The 582-nt window shown below is 54.5% G+C and carries 1 protein-coding gene and 1 pseudogene; both read left to right on the top strand.

Annotated features, from left to right (window positions below):
- Positions 1-84, top strand: a pseudogene (locus AC23NW_RS36245) (Ig-like domain-containing protein); the annotation flags it as partial.
- A gap of 201 nt (positions 85-285) precedes the next feature.
- Positions 286-582 (top strand): Ig-like domain-containing protein (locus tag AC23NW_RS36240; protein ID WP_487455597.1); only part of this gene is annotated, 297 nt, incomplete at its 3' end.

Below are 582 nucleotides of genomic sequence, written 5' to 3'. Positions count from 1 at the left end.
ACGTACACACCGGCGGGCGGTTATGCGGGTCCTGACAGCTATCCGTACACGGTCTGCAACACGGCGGGCAAGTGTGCCAATGCCACGCTGAGCATTGATGTGCAGCAACCTGTATGTAACTTGCCGGCGCCAATGGTTACGCCAATGTCTGCCACGGTTTGTAACAATGGTCAGTTAATTCTAACGGCGATTGGTGTGTCAAATGCAACCTTTACATGGACAGGTAGCAGCCTGACGGCAGCAGTTGTAAGTGAGACTTTAGAATTGAGAAACCTGCCGGCAGGCATGTATCAATACTCTGTAGTACAGTCAGTGAATAGCTGTACCAGTACAGCGGCCTCGACAAGTGTCGTTTCAACATCGACAGCATGTACGTTCAAGGCACCGATTGCGAAGAACGATATCAACAATACGAACGTGAATACACCGGTTGGAGGCAATGTGCTGACCAACGACGTGGATCCGCAGGGTCTTCCGCTGACGGCGAGCCTGCTGAGCCAGCCGATGAACGGCACGGTGACGCTCTCGCCGAACGGCAGCTACACCTACACGCCGCCAACGGGCTTCACGGGTACGGTGAGC

The organism is Arsenicibacter sp. R0_47 (assembly GCF_057652235.1).
Note: the sequence above shows the minus strand (reverse complement) of the source record. Positions and strands in the feature narration are given on the sequence as shown.